Below are 17,397 nucleotides of genomic sequence, written 5' to 3' on the forward strand. Positions count from 1 at the left end.
TTGGGGGGGTGGCCCCCGTGGGGGCCCCCCCTCCGACCGTCCGCGGGTCACTTCTTCTTCGCGCCGCGCTTCTCGCGCACCCGCACCGAGATATGGATCGGCGTCCCCTCGAAGCCGAACTCCTCGCGCAGCCGGCGCTCGATGAAGCGCCGGTAGCCCGCCTCGATGAAGCCGGACGCGAACAGGACGAACCGCGGGGGCCTGGTGCCGGCCTGGGTGCCGAACAGGATGCGCGGCTGCTTGCCGCCCCGGACCGGGTGCGGATGGGCCGAGACCAGTTCGCCTAGGAAGGCGTTGAGGCGGCCGGTCGGCACGCGCGTCTCCCAGCCGGCGAGGGCGGTCTCGATCGCCGGGACCAGCTTCTCCATGTGCCGGCCGGTGCGCGCCGAGACATTGACCCGGGGCGCCCAGGCGACCTGGCCCAGTTCGGTCTCGATCTCCCGCTCCAGGTAGTAGCGGCGCTCCTCGTCCAGCGTGTCCCACTTGTTGTAGGCGATCACCATCGCGCGGCCCGCCTCGACGGCCATCGTGACGATGCGCTGGTCCTGCACGGAGATGCTGTCGGCGGCGTCGATCAGGACGACGGCGACCTCCGCCTTCTCCACCGCCGCCGCGGTGCGCAGCGAGGCGTAGTAGTCGGCGCCCTGCTGGAGGTGGACGCGCTTGCGGATGCCGGCGGTGTCGACGAACTTCCAGGTCCGGCCGCCGAGTTCGATCAGCTCGTCGACCGGGTCACGGGTGGTGCCCGCGAGTTCGTCGACGACGACGCGCTCCTCGCCTGCCACCTTGTTCAGCAGGGACGACTTGCCGACATTGGGGCGGCCGATCAACGCGATGCGGCGCGGGCCGCCGACCGCCGTGCCGAAGGTCTGCTCGGGCGCGTCGGGCAGCACCTCAAGGACGGCGTCCAGCATGTCGCCGGTGCCGCGGCCGTGCAGGGCGGAGACGGGGTGCGGCTCGCCGAGACCCAGCGACCACAGGTAGGCGGCGTCCGCCTCGCCGCTCGGACCGTCGACCTTGTTGGCGCACAGCACCACCGGCTTGCCGGCCTTGCGCAGCAGCCGCACCACCGCCTCGTCGGTGTCGGTGGCGCCGACCTTGGCGTCCACGACGAAGACGACCGCGTCGGCCGCCTCGATCGCGTACTCGGCCTGCGCGGCGACCGAGGCGTCGATGCCGAGGACGTCCTGCTCCCAGCCGCCGGTGTCGACCACCTTGAAGCGGCGGCCCGCCCATTCGGCCTCGTAGGTGACACGGTCGCGGGTGACGCCGGGCTTGTCCTCCACGACCGCCTCACGGCGGCCGATGATCCGGTTCACCAGGGTCGACTTGCCGACATTGGGGCGGCCGACGACGGCGAGCACGGGCAGCGGGCCGTGGCCCGCCGCCTCGATGGCGCCCTCGACGTCCTCGACGTCGAAGCCCTCCTCGGCGGCGAGCTCCATGAACTCCGCGTACTCGGCGTCGCCGAGCGCCCCGTGCTCGTACGCGTGCTCGGCCGAGCCGTCGGGCTGGATCTGGTCGTTCATGAAGTCCGTACCTCGTTCATCGTGGTGATCGGTGGAACCCCGCGCTCACGGAGATCCACTACTCAGGGAGCCGCTCTCGGCGCCCGGTGAGGCGCCTGGCGTTCTCCAGGTGCGCGGTGAGCTGCTTCTGGATGTGCTCGGTGGCCTCGTCGAGGGCCTTGCGGGTGCGCCGCCCGCTGCCGTCGCCCACCTGGAAAGCATCGCCGAAGACGACGTCGACGCGGGAGCGCAGCGGGGGCAGCGCCGCTATCAGCCGTCCGCGGCGGTCGGTGCTCCCCAGCACGGCGACCGGCACGATCGGTGCCCCGCTGCGGACGGCGAAGTAGGCGAGCCCGGCGCGCAGCGCGGCGAAGTCGCCCTCGCCGCGGGTGCCCTCCGGGAAGATGCCCAGGACGCCGCCGTCGGCGAGCACGCCGAGCGCCTGGCTGATCGCCGTCCGGTCGGCGGCGGCACGGTCCACCTTGAGCTGGCCGATGCCGGTCAGGAAGGTGCCGAGCGGGCCGATGAACGCCTCCTTCTTGATCAGGAAGTGCGTCGGCCGGGGCGCCACACCCATGACCATCGGCCCGTCCACGTTGTGGGAGTGGTTGACGGCGAGGATCGCGGGACCGCTCGCGGGCACCCTCCAGGCGCCCAGCACCCGCGGTCGCCACAGCCCGTACATGATCCCGACGCCGAGACGCCGGCCGACCTCGGCGCCCCGCGCGGAGGGCGCACCGTTCGCGGGAGCCGCGGTCACTTCCCGGCCCGTTTCTCCTCGACGAGGGTGACGACGCACTCGATGACCTGCGGCAGCGTGAGTTCCGTGGTGTCCACCTCGACCGCGTCGGCGGCCTTGGCGAGCGGCGAGGCCGTGCGGCTGGAGTCGGCCGCGTCCCGCTTGAGCAGTGCCTCGCGGGTCGAGTGCACGTCGACGCCCTTCAGTTCGCCGCTGCGCCGGGCGGCCCGCGCCTCCGGGGAGGCGGTCAGGAACACCTTCAGGTCGGCGTCGGGCAGCACGGTCGTACCGATGTCGCGGCCCTCGACCACGATGCCGCGCTGTGCCGAGGCGGCCAGCGAGCGCTGCAGCTCGGTGATCCGGGCGCGCACGTCGGGCACCGCGCTGACGGCGCTGACCTTGGCGGTGACCTCCTGGGTGCGGATCGGCCCGGACACGTCCACGCCGTCCACGGTGATCGTCGGGTGGACGGGGTCGGTACCGGAGACGATCTCCGGCTTGCCGGCCACGGCGGCGATCGCCGAGGGGTCCTCCAGGTCGATGCCGTTGCTCACCATCCACCAGGTGATCGCCCGGTACTGGGCCCCGGTGTCCAGGTAGCTCAGACCGAGCTGGGCGGCCACGGCCTTCGAGGTGCTCGACTTGCCCGTGCCGGAGGGGCCGTCGATCGCGACGACTACGGGCGGAGCGCTTTCCACGGTGAGGACGCCTTCCTGGTCCGGGGTGCGGGACGGGGCGTGCGACCGCCCCGGACAAGGTTACTGGGTGTTTGTCACTCGTCCGGCCGCCTACTGCCGGATCGCCCAGCCCCGCTCCCGCAGGGCGGCCGTCAGCACGGGCGCCGCCTTCGGCTCCACCATCAGCTGCACCAGACCCGCCTGCTGACCGGTCGCGTGCTCGATCCGTACGTCCTCGATGTTGACGCCCGCCCGGCCCGCGTCGGCGAAGATCCGGGCCAGCTGGCCCGGCTGGTCGTCGATGAGCACGGCGACCGTCTCGTACACGCGCGGGGCGCTGCCGTGCTTGCCGGGCACCCGGACCTGTCCGGCGTTGCCGCGCCGCAGCACGTCCTCGACGCCCGCGGTGCCCGCGCGCCGCTTGGTCTCGTCCGAGGACTGCAGGGCGCGCAGGGCACGCACGGTCTCGTCGAGGTCGGCGGAGACGTCGGCGAGCAGGTCGGCGACCGGCCCCGGGTTCGCGGACAGGATGTCGATCCACATCCCGGGCTCGGAGGCGGCGATCCGGGTCACGTCCCGGATGCCCTGTCCGCACAGCCGTACGGCGGCCTCCTCGGCGTGCTCCAGGCGGGCGGCCACCATGCTGGAGACCAGGTGGGGCATGTGGGAGACCAGCGCGACGGCCCGGTCGTGGGCGTCGGCGTCCATGACGACCGGCACCGCCCGGCAGTGCGAGACCAGTTCCAGGGCGAGGTTCAGCACCTCGGTGTCGGTGTCCCGGGTGGGGGTCAGCACCCAGGGGCGGCCCTCGAACAGATCGCCGGTGGCCGCAAGCGGGCCGGACTTCTCACGGCCCGCCATGGGGTGCGTGCCGATGTACCGGGACAGGGCGGCCCCGTCCAGGCCCAGCGCCTCCAGTTCGCGGCGCGGCCCGCCCTTGACGCTGGCCACGTCGAGATAGCCGCGGGCGACGCCGCGGCGCATGGCGTCCGCGAGGACGGCGGCCACATGGGCCGGCGGGGCGGCGACGATCGCCAGGTCGACGGGGCCGTCCGGGGCCTCGTCGGTGCCGGCGCCGAGCGCGGCGGCGGTGCGCGCCTGCCCGGGGTCGGGGTCGGTGAGGTGGACGACGACGCCCCGCTGGGACAGGGCGAGCGCGGCGGAGGTGCCGATGAGCCCGGTGCCGATGACGAGTGCGGTCCTCACTGGGCGATGTCCTTGCGCAGGGCGGCGGCGGCACCGAGGTAGACATGGGCGAGGTCGGCGCGGGGCCGCTCGGACTCGATGTGCGCGAGGACCCGGACCACCCGCGGCATGGCGCCCTCGACGTCCAGTTCCTGGGCGCAGATCAGCGGTACGTCCACGATGCCGAGCTTGCGGGCGGCGGCGGCCGGGAAGTCGCTGTGCAGGTCGGGCGTGGCCGTGAACCAGATGCTGATCAGGTCGTCGGCGGTCAGCCCGTTCCGCTCCAGGAGTGCGGTGAGCAGGGCCCCGACCCGCTCGTCCATGTGGCCGGCCTCGTCCCGTTCCAGCTGGACGGCCCCCCGGACCGCTCGTACCGCCACGGCGCTGCTCCTTGCTGCGATGAGTCGCGTATCGGTTCTTGGGCCGTCCAGCCTAGTCAGCCGCCGTGCGCCGGGTGCCCGCCGCCCGCCCGCTGAGACGGGCCGTCCCGCCGGGCCCGTCGGGGGGCGGCTGTGGGGGCGGGGCGGACGGCGCGGCCGGCCCCGATCTGGCGAGCACGTCGAGCAGGCCGCACAGCGGATGGGGTCCGCCGCCGCTGTCGGCCTGACCGACGGCGGACAGCAGGACGCCGAGGACCCGGCCGGTCAGGGCGTCGCCGCCGCCGGGGCCGAGGAGTGGGCCGAGCAGGCTGCCGGGATCGTGCGCGGCCATGATCACGCCTTTCGTCCATGGCCGGGCGCCGGTGCGTGCCCGACCTCCAGACCGCCAATGTCACGTGGATCGCCCGCGCGCGCTACTCGGGGTGACGCGCCGGCTGCCCACCGTGCGAGTTGGGCTATCAGGTGAATGAAATGCGCCTTTTACCGCACTCCGTGTCGAATTGCTTCTTCAGGGGGGCCTTCGGTGCCAGGATGCTGCTGCTCCGCTCGGAGCGAGTCCCCCACGGCCCCGCCGCTGCCGCGGCCCTCCCGCACGTTCGGAGTGACGACATGACGCACGGAGCGACGACATGACCCACGACTCGACGCGGCGCGCGGCGCTGGCGACCGGCACGGCGGCGATCGCGGCGACCGCCGTCGGCTGCGGCGGCGGGGGCGGATCGTCCTCGGCCACGAGCCCCGCCACGACCGCCACGCCCCCCACCAAGGCCGCCACCTCCGGTCCCGGGGCGCCCACGGGCACCCCCTCGCCCGTGGGCACCCCAGGACAGGAATTGGCGCGCACGAGCGACATCCCGGTCGGCGGCGGCAAGATCTTCGCCCACCAGAAGGTCGTGGTCACCCAGCCGACGCGGAACGACTTCAAGGCGTTCTCGGCGATCTGCACCCACCAGGGCTGCACGGTCGGCAAGGTGGCCGACGGCACCATCGACTGCCCCTGCCACGGCAGCAGGTTCCACATCGCCGACGGCTCGGTGGCCCACGGCCCGGCGACCCGGCCGCTGCCCGCCGAGAGCATCACGGTGGCGGGAAATTCGATCCGCCTGGCGTGACCGGACGCGTACCCTCCCGGGCATGCAGCCCCTGGACCTGGTACGCGACCACACGATCTACGCCTGTGTGACGGGTTCCCGTGCCTTCGGCCTGGCGACCGACACCAGTGACACCGACCGGCGCGGTGTGTTCCTGGCGCCCACCCCGCTGTTCTGGCGGTTCACCAAGCCGCCGACCCATGTGGCGGGACCCGAACCGGAGCAGTTCAGCTGGGAGCTGGAACGCTTCTGTGAGCTGGCGCTGCGCGCGAACCCGAACATCCTGGAGTGTCTGCACTCGCCGCTGGTGGAGCACCTGGACGACACGGGCCGCGAACTGCTGGCCCTGCGCGGGGCGTTCCTCTCCCGCCGGGTGCACGACACCTTCACCCGATACGCCCTCGGCCAGCGCAGGAAGCTCGAAGCCGATCTGCGCGAGCGCGGCGCACCACGCTGGAAGCACGCGATGCATCTGCTGCGGCTGCTCATGACCGCCCGCGATCTGCTGCGCACGGGTGTGCTGACGGTGGAGGTGGGCGACGGACGGGAGTCCCTGCTGGCGGTACGGCGCGGCGAGGTCCCGTGGCCGGAGGTGGAGGCCCGGATGCACCGCCTGGCCGCACAGACCGAACGGGCCGCACTGACCACCCCGCTCCCGCCCGAACCGGACCACCGCCGAGTAGCGGACTTCCTCTTCCGAACCCGCCGCGCCTCAGCCCGACAACCCGACCCCACCGACCCGAACACGCACCACGAAGTCGTGCAGGGCGTCGAACGCGGTGGGGGCGTCGGGCAGGGCTGAGGCGGTCTGCGCCTCGTCGAGCACGGCATGCAGCCGCTCCACGTCGGCCGCCACGCGCGCCTCGTCGACGTCGGCCACCCCGTGCTCGCGGTGCGCCTTCGCGGCGATGAGGTCGGACAGATAAGCGGGTGCGGCGCCGTCCGACTCCCCCACGAGCGTGGGCAGATGGGCCTGGACCTCGCCGCTGCGCATCAGGTGGATGCCGGTGAGCAGCACGCGGAAGGTGTACAGCAGCGGCTTGAGTTCGCCGGTCTTCTCGAACAGCCGCCACTGGGTCACCGCGAACCCCCGGTAGTGGTAGGCGTGATGACTGGTCAGGACGCCGGGGGCGAGCGCGGCCAGCTCCCGGTGCGCGTCACCGGTGTGCACGACGAGCGGCGAGAGCAGCTGCTCCAGCACATAGCCGTTGCGGCGCAGCATCAGCCGGACGAACTTGCGCAGGTCGTGGGTGACGAGGTCCAGTTCGACGTTCTGCCGGTTCCAGGTCCTCGACCGGGTCTCGGCAGGCTCGTGCAGCCCCACCAGGGCGGCGGTCGGCAGCAGATGCACCCCGCGCAGGTCCACGTCGGAGTCCTCGGAGGGGAAGCCGTAGAGGTGCGCGCCCGAGACGGTCGCGAACAGCAGGGGGTCGGGCTGTTCGGCGATCACGGGGGTCAGGTCCATGCCGAGTTCGTCGATCATGGGCTAAGCGTCCCAGAGGGTTCCCAGGGTGAGTAGGTCTTCTCGGTGTTCGATGCGGGACGTCCAGGTGGGGGGCCAGGCGTCCGCGCCGAGGCGGGCGCCTGCGAAGGCGCCGGTGAGGCAGGCGATGGAGTCGGAGTCGCCGCTGGAGCAGGCGGCGCGGCGCAGGGCGGTGACCGGTTCGTCGGGGAAGAGCAGGAAGCACAGCAGCCCGGTCGCCAACGCCTCCTCGGCGATCCAGCCCGCCCCGGTGGCCAGGCACGGGTCGTCCTCCGGCGCGGGCGTGCGCAGGGCGTCCTCAAGGCGGCCCAGGGCCGCAAGGCACTCGTCCCAGCCGCGCGCGGCGAAGTGCTCGGGCGTGGGGTCCTGCGCGCGGGTCCACAGGTCACCGAGCCAGGCGTGGTGGTAGCTGGTGCGGTTGTCGTGGGCGTACGCGCGCAGTTCGCCGACCAGCCCGGCGGGCTCGGCGCCCTGGGCGAGCAGCCGTACGGCGCGGGCCGTGAGGTCGGACGCGGCCAGCGCCGTGGGGTGCCCGTGGGTGAGCGCGGACTGCAACTGGGCGGCGCCCGCCCGCTGTTCGTCGCTCAGCGCGGGGACGAGCCCGACGGGCGCCACCCGCATGTTGGCGCCGCAGCCCTTGGAGCCGATCTGGCAGGCCTCCTGCCACGGGCGCCCCTCGTCCTTCAGCAGGCTGCACGCGGTCAGACAGGTGCGGCCCGGGGCCCGGTTGTTCTCCGGTGACCGGTACCACTCGACGAACTCCTCGCGCAGCGGCCGCTCCAGGCGCTTCGGCCCGAGCACGCCGCGCTCCATGGCCGTGCGCAGCCCGCGCCCCAGGGCGATCGTCATCTGCGTGTCGTCCGAGACGAAGGCGCGCCGCGGCAGCTCCATCTCCCGCCAGGGGCCGCACTTGGCGAGGATCGACGGGACGTCGTTGAACTCGGTGGGGAAGCCGAGCGCGTCCCCGAGGGCGAGGCCCAGCAGGGATCCGGTGGCGGGGCGCCGGGAGGCGGTGCCGGTCATGCGGGACGTCCTTTCCTGGACGGTCGGAGCAGCGGCGGATGCAGGGCGGTGGCGCCGCCCGCGCGGTAGAGGGCGGCCGGCTTGCCGCGCCCGCCGGTCAGCCGGGCGGCTCCGGCGGCCGGCTGGACGAAGCCGGGCGTGGCGAGCACCTTGCGGCGGAAGTTGGGGCGGTCGAGCGTGGTGCCCCAGACGGCCTCGTAGACCTGTTGCAGCTCGCCGAGCGTGAAGACGGCCGGGCAGAAGGCGGTGGCGGCACTGGTGTGTTCGAGCCGGGCACCGACCCGGTCGCGGGCGTCGGCGAGGATCCGGCCGTGGTCGAAGGCGAGCGGCGGGGCCGCGTCGTACGGCAGCCAGCGCGCCTGGGCGGCGTCGCCGCCGCCGCGGGGTTCGGGCGCGTCGGGCAGCAGCGCGGTGAAGGCGACGGAGACGACCCGCATCCGCGGGTCGCGGCCGGGTTCGCTGTAGGCGCGCAGTTGCTCCAGGCGCAGCCCGGTGATGTCGCCGAGCCCGGTCTCCTCGGCGAGTTCGCGCCGGGCGGCGGTCTCCGCCGACTCGTCGGGCAGCAGAAAGCCGCCGGGCAGCGCCCAGTGGCCGGCGTACGGCTGCTGCCCGCGCTCGACGAGCAGCACATGCAGGGCGCCGTCGCGGACGGTGAGGACCGCCAGGTCGACGGTGACGGCGAAGGGTTCGTACGCGTGCTTGTCGTAGCCCCGCACCGACACCCCTCCCCCCGCCTTTAATAGTCACGACGACTATAAAGACGGAGGTGTCCGGGGCACAAGCCGTCAGGTCCCCGGACACTCAGGCACTCGCACTCAGGCCCTCAGGGCCCTCAGAGGTCGACTTCCTTCATCAGCATCCCGACCTCGGTGTTCGACAGGCGGCGCAGCCAGCCCGACTTCTGGTCGCCGAGGGTGATGGGCCCGAAGGCGGTGCGCACCAGCTTCTCCACCGGGAAGCCGGCCTCGGCGAGCATGCGGCGCACGATGTGCTTGCGGCCCTCGTGCAGGGTCACCTCGACCAGATAGTTCTTGCCGGTCTGCTCGACCACCCGGAAGTGGTCCGCGCGCGCGTACCCGTCCTCCAACTGGATGCCGTCCTTGAGCCGCTTGCCCAGGTCGCGCGGGATCGGGCCGACGATCGCCGCGAGGTAGGTCTTCTTCACGCCGTACCTGGGATGGGTCAGCCGGTGCGCCAGTTCACCGTGGTTGGTGAGCAGGATGACACCCTCGGTCTCGGTGTCGAGCCGGCCCACGTGAAAGAGCCTGGTCTCCCGGTTGGTGACGTAGTCGCCGAGGCACTGACGGCCGTCGGGGTCCTCCATGGTGGACACGACACCGGCGGGCTTGTTGAGCGAGAAGAACTGGTACGACTGCGTGGCGACGGTCAGCCCGTCGACCTTGACCTCGTCCTTCTCCGGGTCGACGCGCTTGCCCTGCTCGGTGACGATCTCCCCGTTGACCTCCACACGGGCCTGGTCGATCAGTTCCTCGCAGGCCCGGCGGGAGCCGTAGCCCGCGCGCGCGAGGACCTTCTGCAGCCGCTCGCCCTCCTGCTCGGCGCCCGGGAACGTCTTGGGCAGCCTGACGTCCTTCCTGTCCGCGTACCGCTCGCGGGTGCGCTCCTCCGCGCGTGCGTCGTACTCCCGGGAACGCCCCGGGTCGGTACGCCCGCCGCGCTGCTGGGCCTGCTTGGGCCCGCCCTTGGCGCCACCGCGCGCGGCGCCGCCGCGTCCGGACCGGGGGCCGTCCTTCGTCGCGCCGGGGCCGACGTCGTAGCGGCGCTCCTCGGGGCGGGGCTTGCGGGGACGGCCCTGCCCCTGCCGCTCGTCCCTGTTGTTGCCGGCACCGCGGTAGTTGCCGCGCCCGCCGTTCCTGCCGCTGCCGCTGCTTCGCATCAAAATTCCGTCTTAGTCGTCTGCGTCCTGACCGCCGGGCGCGTCGGGTGCGTCCGGGTCGAACGACGGCACGCCCTCCTGGGTCTCGGCCTCGATCGCCTCCGCCTCCGGGAGGAAGGGCGCGAGTTCCGGAAGCTCGTCCAGGCCGCGCAGGCCCATCCGCTCCAGGAAGTAGTTCGTCGTCCTGTACAGGATCGCACCTGTTTCGGGTTCCGCGCCCGCCTCCTCGATCAGTCCGCGCTGCAGGAGGGTGCGCATCACACCGTCGCAGTTGACCCCGCGTACGGCCGAGACGCGGCTGCGGCTGACGGGCTGGCGGTAGGCGACCACGGCCAGTGTCTCCAGCGCGGCCTGGGTGAGCCGGGCCTGCTGGCCGTCCAGGACGAAGCCCTCGACGGCGGCGGCGTACTCGGGGCGGGTGTAGAAGCGCCAGCCGCCCGCCACGAGGCGCAGTTCGAAGCCGCGGCCCTGCACGGTGTACTCGTCGGCCAGCGCCCGCAGCGCGTCCCCGATCTGCCGCCGGGGCCGTTGCAGGATCTTGGCGAGGTGCTCCTCGGTCGCGGGCTCGTCCACGACCATGAGCACCGCCTCCAGGGCGGGCCTGAGGTCGAGGTCCGCGACGGTGGGCGCGCCCGCCGGGAGCCCGCTGGTGTCCTCGCTCACGCCTTCTTCTCCTCCTTGGGCTCCTCGGGCGGCCGGTCGAACTCGTCCGTCACGGTCGGTGTCTCCTCGCCGTCGCCGCCGGTCCAGCGCACGATCAGCTCCCCGAGGGCGGTCTCCTGGTCCAGGGCCACGGCCTTCTCGCGGTACAGCTCCAGCAGGGCGAGGAAGCGGGCGACCACGGTCAGGGTGTCGTCGGTGTCCTCGACGAGGGCCCGGAAGCTGGCCTCGCCCAGTTCCCTGAGCCGGGCGACCACGATGCCCGCCTGCTCGCGCACGCTGACGAGCGGCGCGTGGATGTGGTCGACGTACACCTGGGGCTTCGGCTTGGGCTGCATCGCCTTGACCGCGAGCCGTGCGAAGCCCTCGGGGCCGATGCTGATGACGACCTCGGGCAGCAGGTCGGCGTGGTGCGGTTCGAGGCCCACGGTACGGGGGTAGCGCCGGGCCTCCTCGTCGAGCCGGCCGTGGAAGATGTCGGCGATCTGCTTGTACGCGCGGTACTGGAGCAGCCGGGCGAACAGCAGGTCACGGGCCTCCAGCAGGGCGAGGTCGGCCTCGTCCTCGACCTCGGCGGCGGGCAGCAGCCGGGCCGCCTTCAGGTCGAGCAGGGTGGCGGCCACGACCAGGAACTCGGTCGTCTGGTCCAGGTCCCAGTCCGGTCCCATCGCCCGGATGTGCGCCATGAACTCGTCGGTGACCCTGGAGAGCGCCACTTCGGTGACATCGAGCTTGTGCTTCGAGATCAGCTGGAGCAACAGGTCGAAGGGCCCCTCGAAGTTGGCAAGCCGCACGGTGAAAACCCCGTCACCGCACTCGTCCCCGACTCCCCCGTCCCCAGCCCCGACAGCCTCCGGTACGGCGACCTCCGCCTCCGGCTCGGCCTCGGCCACCCCCGCCCCGGCAACGACCGCCTCCGGCGCGTACCCAGCGGCCTCCGGCTCAGGCTCAGGCTCAGGGTCGGGTACCACGGCATCCGGCTCGGCGACATCGACCGCGTCGCCCCGCGGCGGCCCGGCACCCGGTCCCCGCCCCAGCGCACGCCTACGACCGGCGGATACGCCGCGGGCAAAAGACTCATTCGAGGCCATGACCCCCGCAGGCTACCTCCAACACGCCCCACCAAAGCCACCCACGGCCCGACAACGCGCCCCCGGAAGGGGCGCGGGGAACTGCGCGACCAGCCACAACGAACGCCGCAGCCGAAGCACAACGCATCGCGGCCCAAGCCGAGCGCTAGCGACCGCGCAAGCGACGTACCAGAATGCTCGCGTCCCCCCGGGACTCCAGATCCGCCAGCACCACGGCGACCGCCTCCCGCACGATGCGCCCGCGGTCCACGGCCAGCCCGTGCTCACCGCGCAGGACCAGGCGCGCATGCTCCAGGTCCATCAGTTCCTCCGCGGACACATACACGGTGATCTTCTCGTCGTGCCGCTCACGCCCACTGGGCCGCCGCGCCGCGGCACGTCCGCGCTTGCGCGGCTGCTGGCCTGCGGAAGCGGCAGAGGCCGCGGAGGCGGCAGAAGAACCTTCCTGCACCGCCTGACGCCGAGCGGAGCGCTCGGCGGCGGAGCGGCTGCGGGACTCGCCGGCGTCGGCGGGCTCCGCCTCCGCCGCCACATGCTCCGCGCCGTCGCCGTCGCCGCCCTGCGCGGGCACGGACTGCGGCGCGTCCTCGGCGGCGGCCGGGTCGCTCTCCCCCGCGGGAGCCGGCACCCGGGCCTCGCCGTTGGCCTGGCGCCGCGGAGTGGACGCCTGGAGCGCCATCCCCCCTGTCGTACGGAACAGTTCGTCGGCCCCGGGCAGACTCACTCGGCGTGACACCGGGCGAGCACCTCCCTGGCGAGCTGGCGATAGGCGGCGGCACCGACGGAGTTGGAGGCGTACGTGGTGATGGGCTCACCGGCGACCGTGGTCTCCGGGAAGCGGACCGTGCGGCCGATGACCGTGTGGTAGACGTGGTCGTCGAACGCCTCGACGACACGCGCGAGCACCTCACGGCTGTGCACCGTGCGCGAGTCGTACATCGTGGCGAGGATCCCGTCGAGCTCCAGCTCCGGGTTCAGCCGCTCCTGGACCTTCTCGATGGTCTCGGTGAGCAGCGCCACCCCGCGCAGGGCGAAGAACTCGCACTCCAGCGGCACGATGACCTTGTGCGCGGCCGTCAGGGCGTTGACGGTGAGCAGGCCGAGCGAGGGCTGGCAGTCGATCACGATGTAGTCGTAGTCGGGCAGCAGCGGCTTCAGGGCGCGCTGGAGCGTCGACTCGCGGGCGACCTCGGAGACCAGCTGGACCTCGGCGGCGGACAGGTCGATGTTGCTCGGGAGCAGGTCCATGTTGGGGACCGCGGTCTTCAGCAGGACCTCGTCCGCGGACATGCCCCGCTCCATGAGCAGGTTGTAGACGGTGAGGTCGAGCTCCATCGGGTTGACGCCGAGGCCGACCGACAGCGCGCCCTGCGGGTCGAAGTCCACGAGCAGTACGCGCCGGCCGTACTCCGCGAGCGCGGCACCCAGGTTGATGGTCGACGTGGTCTTGCCGACGCCGCCCTTCTGGTTGCACATCGCGATGATCTTCGCGGGTCCGTGGTCGGTCAGCGGGCCCGGGATCGGGAAGTACGGCAGCGGGCGCCCGGTCGGGCCGATGCGCTCGCGGCGCTGGCGGGCGGCGTCGGGCGCGAGCGTGGCCGCGTACTCGGGGTCGGGCTCGTACTCGGCGTCGGGGTCGTAGAAGTGCCCCTCGGGCAGTTCGTCGTAGTCGGCGAAGTGGTTGTGGGGCGCGCCACTTCCGTCGCCGGCCATGGCGTTCACGTGATGGCCATCCATGCTCGGGTGTGCTGGCTGAGTCACCCTGGGATTCGGGTGACTCTGGTGGGCTGCGAAGGTGCGCACAGCGACGGAGCCGACAGCCTCGAACCCCGCGGGACCCTGGCCCCGTACAGGCATTCCTGGTTGACCACCCCCGGGAGAAAATGTCGACTCATTCACAAGTCGTCTTACCTCCTTGGTGACCAGGGAACTTCTAGACAGGTCAGCGTGGCACCATGCCGACGGTTGGCGACTCTATGGCGTGTCGGCGGTCCGCAGCAACACAATCCGCCGGACCCGGCAGGATGTGTCGGCAATGGAACATCCCTCTGTCAAGGGCGTACGGCCGTCGCACAGCAGGTTTCACCGGTGTACGAATCGGTCGAAGGGTTACGTTCGAGGCGAGTTGACCGAGAGCCGCAAAGTGACCATACACACATCCGGCCGGACCTTGCGGGACAAGGTCCGGCCGGATGTGTGCGATTGACGCGTCGAGTTGACGTATCGCCTTTACGCAATGGTGACTTAGTCGAGCAGGCTCTCCAGCGCGACGTGCTCCAGGCCGTGCGCCTCGGCGACCTCTCGGTAAACCACCTTGCCGTCATGGGTGTTGAGGCCCTTGGCCAGCGCGGGGTCGCGGCGCAGCGCCTCGACCCAGCCGTGGTTCGCGAGGGAGACGATGTACGGCAGGGTGGCGTTGGTCAGCGCGTAGGTGGAGGTGTTGGGCACCGCGCCCGGCATGTTGGCGACGCAGTAGAAGACCGAGTCGTGGACCGGGAAGGTCGGTTCGGCGTGCGTGGTCGGGCGGGAGTCCTCGAAGCAGCCGCCCTGGTCGATCGCGATGTCGACAAGGACACTTCCCGCCTTCATCCGGGAGACCAGCTCGTTGGTGACGAGCTTCGGGGCCTTGGCGCCCGGGACGAGGACGGCGCCGATCACCAGGTCGGCGTCCAGGCACGCCTTCTCCAGTTCGAAGGCGTTGGAGACGACGGTGCGCACCTTCGTCCCGAAGACCTTGTCGGCCTCCTTGAGCTTGTTGATGTCCTTGTCGAGCAGGGTCACCTGGAAGCCCATGCCGATGGCGATCTGCGCGGCGTTCCAGCCGGAGACGCCGCCGCCGATGACGACGGCCTTGGCGGCGAGCACGCCCGGCACCCCGCCGGGCAGCACCCCGCGCCCGCCGCTCGCACGCATCAGGTGGTAGGCGCCGACCTGCGGGGCCAGCCGGCCCGCGACCTCGGACATCGGGGCGAGCAGCGGCAGGGCACGGCCCGGCAGCTCGACGGTCTCGTACGCGATCGCCGTGGTGCCGGACTCCAGCAGGGCGTCGGTGCACTCCCTGGACGCGGCCAGATGCAGATAGGTGAAGAGCGTCTGGTCCTTGCGGAGCCGGTGGTACTCCTCCGCGACCGGCTCCTTGACCTTGAGCAGCAGATCGGCCGCGGCCCACACCTCGTCGGCGGTCTCCAGGATCTCGGCGCCGGCGGCGACGTACTCCTCGTCCGGGATCGAGGAGCCGACACCGGCGGCGCGCTCGACGACGACCTGGTGACCGCCGCGCACCAGCTCATGCACGCCGGCGGGGGTGATGGCCACCCGGAACTCGTTGTTCTTGACCTCGCGGGGGATGCCGACCTTCACGTCGATCACGGTCCTTGGCTCAGAGGATGTGGGGGCATTGCAAGATATTCCGGGCGTGCGGGGGCACACCGGGAGACACCGCAGGAGAAGGTGCGGCAGAGCCAGTTTAATGAAGGCGTTCCGGCTGTCTAGCCTTTCATTGCATCAATCTTCGTCGGGTGTACTGCGGATTTCGCAGGCGTTAGCGCCGTGTTCCGGGTCTGACCCGCTCGCACGGCCCTCCTGGAGGTCCGGCCCCTCCTCACCCAGCATGCGCTCGGCGGCGCTGCGGTGCAGTCGCGCGGCCGCGCTGTCGCCCAGGCGCTCCAGGGTGTCGGCGAGCCGCAGCTGGAGGGCGGCCTGCAGCCGTACGTCCTCGGCGCGGCGCGCCCACTCCACCGCCTCCTGGCAGGTGCGCAGCGAGTCCGCGGGCCGTCCCGCGTACTCCTGGACCCGTGCCAGTTCGCTCAACGCCCGTGCCTGGGCCGCGACATCGCCCGTCCTGCGGTAGCCGGCGACGGCCGCGCGCCAGCCCCTGAGCGCTTCGCCGTAGCGGCCCGCGTAGGTGTGGGCGGTGGCGATGCGCCCGTAGAGCCGGGCGGCGTCCGCGCGCTCGCCGCGGGCCAGGCGCTGGGCGAGGGCCCGCCCGAACCAGTCGGCGGCCCGGTCGTAGTCCCCCAGCTCCTGGTGCGCGCCGCCTACGGATTCCATCGCGCGGCCGGTCGCATACGGGTCGTCGGCCTCGCGTCCGGCGTCCAGCGCGGCCCGGTAACGCGCCAGCGCCTCGGCCGTGCGGCCGGTCCTGGCGTCCAGGTCGCCGAGGTTCAGCAGCGCGGCGGCCCGTTCCCTGGGCAGGTTCCGGCGCTCGGCGACATCGAGGACGAGGCCGTGGATGCCGTACAGATCGGCGGCGGCCGACTGGGTGCCGAAGTGCGCCACCATGGCCCTGACCAGCTGGGACATCAGCCGGCGTGCCAGTGTGTCCAGTTCTCCGTCGGCGACCGCGAGCCGTGCGGCGGCCAGCAGCGCGGGCCGGCGGATGCGCAGCCAGTCGGCGGCGGCCCGGGGCGTCGGGAAGCGCAGGGTGCGGGGCAGGCCCTGGAGCCTCGCGCGGATCTCGGGGTTGTCCGTCTCGGTGATCGCCCGGCAGGAGTGGAGCAGGCGCACGGTCCGCTCCAGCATCCGGGCCCGGGCCAGTTGCAGCTCGCCGGGCCGGTCCTGGGCCTCGGCGCGGGCGCGCAGCAGGGGGTGCAGGCAGCCGGGGACCTCGTACTGCGGCAGCGGGGAGGCCACCGCCCGCAGCAGTCCGAGGCCGACGAAGTCGTCCAGGGTGGTGTGGGCGGCGCCCACCGAGCAGCCGGCCAGGGCGGAGGCGGTGTGCGGGTCGACCAGGCCCGCCGGGGCCAGGCAGAGCAGTCGCAGTATCCGGGCGGCGGGCCCGGGCAGGGTCTCGTGGACGAGCCGGAACACCCGGCCGAGCGGGCTGGGCTCGTCGCTCTCCGCGTTCAGGCGCTTGGCCAGGTCGGCGACGGCCGCCTTGGGGCGGGCGGCGAGCCAGCCGCCGGCCAGGGCGAGGGCGGCGGGCTGGGCCTGGCACGCCTCCACCAGGTCCTCGGCGGCGCGCGGGTCGACGGTGATGCGCACCGAGCCGGTGTACCGGGTCAGCAGTTCCAGGGCCGACTTGGTGTCGAGCCCGCCCACGGTGCACGGGCGGACGTCCGCGATCCCGGTCAGCGGGCCCTCGGACACGGCGACGACCAGGCAGTCGGGGCTGTCCGGAAGGAGTGCGTCGACCTGCTCGGCGCCGCTCGCGTCGTCCAGCAGGAGCAGCACCCGGCGCGCGGACAGGGCGTCGCGCAGTTCGGCGGTCAGATCGTCCTCGGCGGCTCCGGCCGCAGCGGGCAGTCCGAGGGCGGTCAGCAGTTCGCGGGCGGCGTGCTCGACCGGGACGGGGGTGCCGTCGGGCTCGCCGAGCGAGGTGCGCAGCACGCCGTCGGGGTAGCGGTCGGCGACCTGCCGGGCCAGTTCGCCGGCGAGGGCGGTGCGGCCCGAGCCGGGCCGGCCCGCGACGAGGAGCACTCGGGCGCGGGGGGCCTTGCGGCCGGCGATGGTGTCCAGCCCCGCGCGCTCGATGTCGGCGCGCAGTTCCTTCAACTCCCTTGTACGGCCCAGGAACTGGCCTTCCACGGCCGGGGCTCCGGACAGCTGCACGCCGTCGGTGTCCACCGCCTGATCCGTCACGGGCCACACTCCCGTCCCACCGCGCGCGCGGCCGACCGGGACTCCGGCCCGGGCGCCGCGCCTTCTCTTCGGCTCATCCGCGA

19 protein-coding genes are annotated in these 17,397 nt (G+C 72.6%); 3 read left to right on the plus strand and 16 right to left on the minus strand.

Features of this window, described 5'->3' with window-relative positions:
* Positions 1-47 precede the first annotated feature (47 nt).
* The 6 genes from der to AC27LF_RS41740 all read right to left on the minus strand — a co-directional run bounded on the left by der (position 48) and on the right by AC27LF_RS41740 (position 4,820).
* Positions 48-1,529: a ribosome biogenesis GTPase Der gene (gene der, locus AC27LF_RS41715; RefSeq protein WP_479659369.1), complete on the minus strand. Its 1,482-nt coding sequence runs from the start codon at positions 1,527-1,529 to the stop codon at positions 48-50.
* Positions 1,530-1,587: 58 nt separating this feature from the next.
* Positions 1,588-2,268 carry a lysophospholipid acyltransferase family protein gene (locus AC27LF_RS41720; RefSeq protein ID WP_479659368.1) on the minus strand — a complete coding sequence of 227 codons (681 nt, stop codon included), beginning with the start codon at positions 2,266-2,268 and terminating at the stop codon, positions 1,588-1,590.
* Positions 2,265-2,945, minus strand: coding sequence for a (d)CMP kinase (gene cmk / locus AC27LF_RS41725; protein ID WP_479659367.1), 681 nt, complete (start codon positions 2,943-2,945; stop codon positions 2,265-2,267). The genes AC27LF_RS41720 and cmk overlap by 4 nt, the downstream gene beginning before the upstream one ends.
* 90 nt (positions 2,946-3,035) lie before the next feature.
* Positions 3,036-4,130 (minus strand): prephenate dehydrogenase, encoded by a 1,095-nt coding sequence (locus tag AC27LF_RS41730; RefSeq protein WP_479659366.1) that lies wholly within the window; start codon positions 4,128-4,130, stop codon positions 3,036-3,038.
* Positions 4,127-4,489 (minus strand): chorismate mutase, encoded by a 363-nt coding sequence (aroH, locus tag AC27LF_RS41735; RefSeq protein WP_404030331.1) that lies wholly within the window; start codon positions 4,487-4,489, stop codon positions 4,127-4,129. Before aroH ends, AC27LF_RS41730 begins: the two co-directional genes overlap by 4 nt.
* Positions 4,490-4,541: 52 nt before the next feature.
* Entirely contained in the window at positions 4,542-4,820 is a 279-nt protein-coding gene (locus AC27LF_RS41740; protein ID WP_479659365.1) for a hypothetical protein, read from the minus strand.
* A gap of 119 nt (positions 4,821-4,939) precedes the next feature.
* Between AC27LF_RS41740 and AC27LF_RS41745 the strand changes: the two genes are divergently transcribed.
* Genes AC27LF_RS41745 through AC27LF_RS41755 form a run of 3 tightly spaced genes read left to right on the plus strand, consistent with a single transcriptional unit; the run spans position 4,940 to position 6,382 of the window.
* The gene (locus AC27LF_RS41745; protein ID WP_479659364.1) at positions 4,940-5,122 is read left to right on the plus strand and encodes a DUF6529 family protein; all 183 of its coding nucleotides are present in this window, start codon (positions 4,940-4,942) and stop codon (positions 5,120-5,122) included.
* A complete protein-coding gene (locus AC27LF_RS41750; RefSeq protein WP_479659363.1) occupies positions 5,119-5,601 on the plus strand; it encodes a Rieske (2Fe-2S) protein in 483 nt (160 codons plus the stop codon). Before AC27LF_RS41745 ends, AC27LF_RS41750 begins: the two co-directional genes overlap by 4 nt.
* A 22-nt stretch (positions 5,602-5,623) precedes the next feature.
* Positions 5,624-6,382, plus strand: a complete 759-nt coding sequence (locus tag AC27LF_RS41755) for a nucleotidyltransferase domain-containing protein (RefSeq protein ID WP_479659362.1) — start codon at positions 5,624-5,626, stop codon at positions 6,380-6,382.
* Here the strand turns inward: AC27LF_RS41755 and AC27LF_RS41760 are convergent.
* From AC27LF_RS41760 to AC27LF_RS41805, 10 genes are all read right to left on the minus strand, one after another.
* Positions 6,293-7,063, minus strand: coding sequence for a nucleotidyltransferase domain-containing protein (locus tag AC27LF_RS41760; protein WP_479659361.1), 771 nt, complete (start codon positions 7,061-7,063; stop codon positions 6,293-6,295). The two genes, AC27LF_RS41755 and AC27LF_RS41760, sit on opposite strands and share 90 nt — an antisense overlap.
* A gap of 3 nt (positions 7,064-7,066) precedes the next feature.
* A complete protein-coding gene (locus AC27LF_RS41765) occupies positions 7,067-8,086 on the minus strand; it encodes an ADP-ribosylglycohydrolase family protein (protein WP_479659360.1) in 1,020 nt (339 codons plus the stop codon).
* Positions 8,083-8,802 carry an NUDIX hydrolase gene (locus AC27LF_RS41770; RefSeq protein ID WP_479659359.1) on the minus strand — a complete coding sequence of 240 codons (720 nt, stop codon included), beginning with the start codon at positions 8,800-8,802 and terminating at the stop codon, positions 8,083-8,085. Before AC27LF_RS41770 ends, AC27LF_RS41765 begins: the two co-directional genes overlap by 4 nt.
* A gap of 116 nt (positions 8,803-8,918) precedes the next feature.
* Positions 8,919-9,983, minus strand: a complete 1,065-nt coding sequence (locus tag AC27LF_RS41775) for a pseudouridine synthase (RefSeq protein WP_479659358.1) — start codon at positions 9,981-9,983, stop codon at positions 8,919-8,921.
* A gap of 12 nt (positions 9,984-9,995) precedes the next feature.
* On the minus strand, positions 9,996-10,646 hold the full coding sequence (gene scpB, locus AC27LF_RS41780) for an SMC-Scp complex subunit ScpB (RefSeq protein WP_479659357.1): 651 nt from the start codon (positions 10,644-10,646) through the stop codon (positions 9,996-9,998).
* Entirely contained in the window at positions 10,643-11,734 is a 1,092-nt protein-coding gene (locus AC27LF_RS41785; RefSeq protein ID WP_479659356.1) for a segregation and condensation protein A, read from the minus strand. The genes scpB and AC27LF_RS41785 overlap by 4 nt, the downstream gene beginning before the upstream one ends.
* A 145-nt stretch (positions 11,735-11,879) precedes the next feature.
* Positions 11,880-12,470 carry a hypothetical protein gene (locus tag AC27LF_RS41790; protein WP_479659355.1) on the minus strand — a complete coding sequence of 197 codons (591 nt, stop codon included), beginning with the start codon at positions 12,468-12,470 and terminating at the stop codon, positions 11,880-11,882.
* A complete protein-coding gene (locus tag AC27LF_RS41795) occupies positions 12,455-13,591 on the minus strand; it encodes a ParA family protein (RefSeq protein WP_404030314.1) in 1,137 nt (378 codons plus the stop codon). The genes AC27LF_RS41790 and AC27LF_RS41795 overlap by 16 nt, the downstream gene beginning before the upstream one ends.
* Positions 13,592-13,978: 387 nt before the next feature.
* Positions 13,979-15,103 carry an alanine dehydrogenase gene (gene ald, locus AC27LF_RS41800; protein WP_479659354.1) on the minus strand — a complete coding sequence of 375 codons (1,125 nt, stop codon included), beginning with the start codon at positions 15,101-15,103 and terminating at the stop codon, positions 13,979-13,981.
* A 135-nt stretch (positions 15,104-15,238) separates the two neighbouring features.
* On the minus strand, positions 15,239-17,314 hold the full coding sequence (locus AC27LF_RS41805) for a tetratricopeptide repeat protein (RefSeq protein ID WP_479659353.1): 2,076 nt from the start codon (positions 17,312-17,314) through the stop codon (positions 15,239-15,241).
* Positions 17,315-17,397: the final 83 nt, after the last annotated feature.

The sequence above is a fragment of the Streptomyces diversicolor genome, assembly GCF_057537855.1.